Source organism: Arthrobacter sp. NPDC080073 (genome assembly GCF_040686575.1).
GTDB lineage: Bacteria > Actinomycetota > Actinomycetes > Actinomycetales > Micrococcaceae > Arthrobacter.
Genome location: NZ_JBFBKR010000044.1, coordinates 1 through 5,289, shown reverse-complemented (window position 1 = coordinate 5,289; position 5,289 = coordinate 1). Strand labels below are relative to the sequence as shown.

Here is a 5,289-nt window from a genome sequence, read left to right as displayed (position 1 = left end):
ACCGATTCAACCAGAAGGTTTCGAGACATGGTTACGGGAATCGCTGACCGTGGACGTACCCCGCCACTCCGCGAAACTGGAGTGTCGCCGCCACAGTGATCGCCGGGAAGGCGAGACGCCTCGTATCCCAAGGGATATGAGAGGGGAACCCGTGCATCGGCAGGCCGTGCATTCGACTTGCTTGGAAGCGAAGCGGGTTGATTAGCGCGTCTCTATTCACAGCGAAGATCTCGTGCCGCAAGATGAACCATGACAAATCAGCCCCTGAGGTACACAAATATCGAGCCGCTGACAAAGGGCCTCATGATCGCATTTTTTAGCGCTCTCCAAGTCCCGCCCGCTATAACGGGAGGTGCCTGGGACACCCTTCGAGATATCTCACGAAGCAACAAGACCCGACGAGCTAGTAGTAGTGAGCTTGTCAGCAAAGTCGTTGAACGCTCCTTCAGAGCCTGGGCTGATAAAGAAAATGTGAATGAGGACGAGCTCCAGTATGGGTTACAAGCCGCCATTGACGCAGTGGAGAGGCATGGGCTGACCTTTGAAGAAATCGCATTTCATGGATTTGATCACAGGGCGGTCATGCGAGAGGTATTGAGTCGAAACGAACAAGATATGACCAAAGTCGGAGCTACCGACTCGGAGCGCAGCACCTACGAAAGGGTTCTCGGGGAGTTCTACGCGCTCATGATTCGCACGGAGGAACAGGGTGTCAAGGGGGTCGATACGGCAATCGCGCGAACGACCCTCAACGCCGCTGTACGGGCAGCAACTGCCGCCGAAGAGACGAAGGAGAATCTACGGGATCTCGCAAGATCTGCAGAGGCGGCCCAACTTAATGTGGACAAGAAATTGCACGAAGGGGCTCAGAGGGCAAGCGACTACGAGATTGACAGCCGTAGGAACCGGATGCAGAGACGAAGCGATTTGATTGTTCCTTCCTTTCTTGGACGGGCAAGTGAAACCTTGCATGTTGACTGGCGGGAAAAGGTCGAAGAAAAGCTGAAAAAGATCGCCGCCATCTGCGCACAATGGCCCGCATTTTCATCCTTAGGAAGTGCCATTTCTGGATTAGATCTCGACGTGACATACGAATCGATCCGGACACGAATCTCCCTTCTAGAACTCGACCCGCTCAGAGATGCATTGCGTGATGCCCGTCTCGCGGTTGGATACGTCCACGCTGGTAGCTACGGCAGGACCGCAGTCGCAGCCGAACAGGCTCTTAAATGGCTTGACGAGCAATGCCTGCAGCCTGAATATGAGTGGTTTGTTCCATTGCTAGGTGCATGGGGATCCGGCAAATCTCGAGTTCTTTACGAGATTGCCCGCCAAGCCCGAACAAAAAATGAATATGTTGTTTATCTCGTACCCGATGGCACACGGAGTCTTTCTGAACTACTTCGGCGGAAGGTTAGCTCGGACTGGGATCGCCAGATGGCCAGCGTCAATGAAATAGAGCGCGCTCTCTCACAGGCCCTCCAATCGAGGCTAACGGTCATCGTGGATGATTTTGAGGAACACATACGTGGGCGGCCTGGCGCAGTACGGGAACTTGTCGACGTACTCGGAAGGCACACTGATTCCCCACATATACGTTGGGTGGTCTCGATGGACTCGACCAGGTTGGACCTGCTCACGTCTCCCGAACACCGCGATGTCTGGAGGCAATACGGGATCGCTGCGAAACAGGACGGTCGCTCCACAATCGACGGTTGGTGGAATCTCGACGAGACGAACATCGAGGATCGTTTGGGAATTTCTTTACTTAGGAGTCACGCCACCGAGTTCGACGATAAGACGTTGGAACGCATAGAGCGAGAAGCGGCCGGGTTTGAATTCGCAGGACGGTTCTTTTGTGATCCCCTTCCGGCGTGGCTACATATCGAAAGTCGAGATCGTGGAATAGGTGAACTGAACAACCTATCTGCGATGGCGGCGTACTGGGAGCAGAAGAAAAAGAACCTCGCATCGAAAGGCCCACGGGAGAGAGATATAGGTCTTGTAGCCGCTACGATCGCCAGGTTGCTTTCCAAGGACCTGCCTCTGGAGGTGTCTTTCAGGTCAATCGCAAACGCCCTAGGAACTGGCTCTCCATCCGGGGCTCACCCGGACGAACGCGAAATTGATGAAGTGACGCGCGCCTTTGCAAATGGTGGACTCCTGATCATCAACGATGATACCGGAGCAATCGTGCCTAAGGTCGAAATCTTGTGGTCCTACATGATCGCGGCTAATTTGACTACGAGCTTGATTCGTGGGGCATCAGATTCAAGCGTCATCATTGAAAAATTAACACCTTGGCAGCGTCGATCGGACAAAGGCGAATGGTTGGCTGAATCGGTAGTTCAATTTTCATTGCAAATGATGCAATTTGCCGGAGACGGTTCTTTGGGACGCGAGCTCTGGAAAAACTGGTTCTCCAGAAATTGGTTGAGCAATCTTCCCCTATGGGCTGCTGCGATCAACTCCGACCCAGCGGCACAGTCGGATCTCGCCCTCCGTGTCAATACGAATCCCCCTCAGATTTCGTCGCGTCATGAGCTCTACATATTCATGCGATTCTTGGCTTTGACGTCGGATACGACCATGACTGCGCAAGAGCGAATCGCGGCTATTCAACCACACTACTCGGCAGTCGGTAGGGCAGGTCTTGGAAGCTACCTCGTCTACTTGGTCAGGCGGTCGCTCTCAGTTGCTGAGCTGAGCAAGGGCAGTGATGTATTGGCCCTCCTCAATGGACTAGTGGGCGTCGAGGCCTCAGGAGCCATGGAGGAAGTGGTCAGGCTGGTTGTTGACGCTGGAGAAAAGACATACGCGGACGATTTGGATCGATGGCTCTTCCGCGTTGGGGCGTTCCTTTCCAGTGAAAATGGAGCCAACAGTAGTCGTCATCCTGTTCCTAAAGAGCCGTACCGAAAAGGAAAACCGAGCGCCGGTCACAAATCCAAGGCCATCCGCAGTGAATTCTTCTGGCAGTCCCTGGTCCAAACTGCCGTGGCGTCCCTAGTACAGGACAAGGAACTTGGTGCCTTCAAAATTTTCAACGCAGCCGGTTGGATGCGCGATATTAAGCGCACCAGGATGCCTCACCACGTGGCCAAAGAGGTTCGGCACGCCGTCAACACCAACTTGGGTGGGGTCTTCCGGCGAAACAACCGCACCACACGCGAAGAATTTATTGCGCTCCTCAGCAACCTAAGCGTTGGCAATGGATGCGATGCCAGCGAAAACGATCAGCGTGAGCGCGCATTCTTTATCTTGCGTCACACGCGACCGACAACCGACGAAACTGAACTGAAAATCGATCCTTCGCTTCATCTCCTGCTTCTGGATCTGGCCCGAAATCCGACACTCAGAAGGAAGTACCCGCACTACATCGACCCTATGCTGCGCGCCAACGGACTGACATAGATTGTAGCCATCGGCTCGCGCTCGGCAACGGGATTTGAGACCCACGCCGCTGCCGCCTGCTGATACGAACGTCCCATGGCCGGCCCCGAAGGCAGACCCTCGCTGTTCGGTGACCTCGGCCTGACTTGGCTCATTTGGTTAGACGATATGAAGTGGGACGGGTTGCCTGCCCGTCCGGGGGCGGTCCATTATCGCCGGGCGGTCCGGCAGCGGCCGGGCTTGAGGTGATTCGGCTGCCGCGATGCAGGGACTGGGGCGCTGCCGGACCTGTTCCCGGCGTGATGTCCCTTATCCCGGACTGGCAGGTCCTGGCGTCAGGAGCGTGGGGGCCGGGGCCTTCTGTTTCACAGGGTCCGTGGGTTGCCATTAGCGGCTCCTGTGGCCTGCGAGGGTCCTTGGGGGTGCAATGGTAGTGCCACATGTGAGGTTTGGGAGGTCCCGGCTATGTTTGAGCATACTTTCATTGGTCTGGATGTTCACGCGGTCAACGTGGTCGGTCATGCGCTGAGCGCGGGCACCGGCGAAATCACACAGCACACGATGGCTGCTGACCCCGCCGTGGTGCTGGAGTGGGTCCGGCGGTTTGTGCCGCCCGTCAAGGTCGTTTACGAATCGGGCCCGACAGGGTTTGTCCTCGCCCGGCACCTCCGCGCCGCCGGGATTAACTGTGTGGTGGCGGCGTCCTCGAAACTGCTGCACGCCCCCGGTGACCGGATAAAAACCGACCGGCGGGACGCCCTGGTTTTGGCCGAAATGCTCGCGGTCGGTTCGGTCACTGAGGTGCGCATCCCGGACCCTGACGAGGAAGCCCTGCGGGATCTGTCCCGGCTGCGCTCCGGCGCGGCGAAAGACCTTGCCCATGCCCGCCAGCAGGTGAACGCCGTCCTGCTCCGGCACGGGATCCGTTACCCGAAGGACACCAGATGGACACAGGAACACCGTCAGTGGCTTATCGGCCAGCGCTTTAGCGAACCGGCGCTGCAGTTCACTTACGAGGCAGATCTCGAGCAGGCCGAGTTGCTCGCCGCCAAGCTGGCGCGGATCGACAAACAGGTGGCCGCGACGGTGGCAGCGTGCCGCTACGCGCAGGTGATTGATGCGCTGATGTGTCTGCGCGGCATCCAACTCACGACTGCGTTCGGGCTGGCCGTCGAAATCGGGGACTGGACCCGCTTCACCGGCTCCACGATCGGCTCCTATCTCGGGCTGGTCCCGAGCGAAGAATCCTCCGGTCAGTCACAGCACCAGGGCCCGATCACCAAGGCCGGGAACACCTACGCCCGCAAGCTCCTCATCGAAGCGGCCTGGCAGCACCGCCGCCCCTACGCCCGGCCCGGAGACCGGCTGCTGCGCCAGCTTGACCTCGTCGCCCCGGCTACCCGAATCCGCGCCCTCGAAGGAAACCACCGGCTGCACCGCAAGTGGGAACACTTCGATGAACGCCACAAGATGCCAGTCAAGGCCAATGCCGCGATCGCCCGTGAACTCGCCGGCTGGTGCTGGTCACTGGCCGCACCGCTCCAGCAGGGAGAACGCATGAACGCAGCCTGACATGAACGGCCGGCCGGGACGTGACCGAAGTGCGATGGCCAGCACCCGGAGCTAACTCGGGAACGCACTATGAGCAGACGGCCCAAGCCGTCGACGCTCGATCTTAGACACTGATAAAGCTCCAGCCGAACAAATCGTCATGCGGTAACCAACCCGCGAATGTCAGCCTGACACTGCAGTCGGAAGAAACGACTCGCCCGCACCACACCACAACCGGCCCTTAGTGCGAGAGTTGTGGGGGAGACCGCGAGTAGCGGCGGGATTTAAGCTACGCCGGTCACAAGTGCCAACGACTGCGTCTCGCAACGCCAGTGCCTCGTAACC

2 protein-coding genes are annotated in these 5,289 nt (G+C 57.9%); both read left to right on the top strand.

Features of this window, described 5'->3' with window-relative positions:
• Positions 1 to 471 precede the first annotated feature (471 nt).
• The gene (locus AB0O52_RS23220; RefSeq protein ID WP_364542946.1) at positions 472 to 3,414 is read left to right on the top strand and encodes a hypothetical protein; all 2,943 of its coding nucleotides are present in this window, start codon (positions 472 to 474) and stop codon (positions 3,412 to 3,414) included.
• Between the two features lie 444 nt (positions 3,415 to 3,858).
• Entirely contained in the window at positions 3,859 to 4,965 is a 1,107-nt protein-coding gene (locus AB0O52_RS23215) for an IS110 family transposase (protein WP_364542943.1), read from the top strand.
• Positions 4,966 to 5,289: the final 324 nt, after the last annotated feature.

What these genes read in the sequence shown, in the direction of transcription:
- AB0O52_RS23215 (WP_364542943.1), top strand. Translation starts at nt 3,859, where the DNA reads ATGTTTGAGCATACTTTCATTGGTCTGGATGTTCACGCGGTCAACGTG.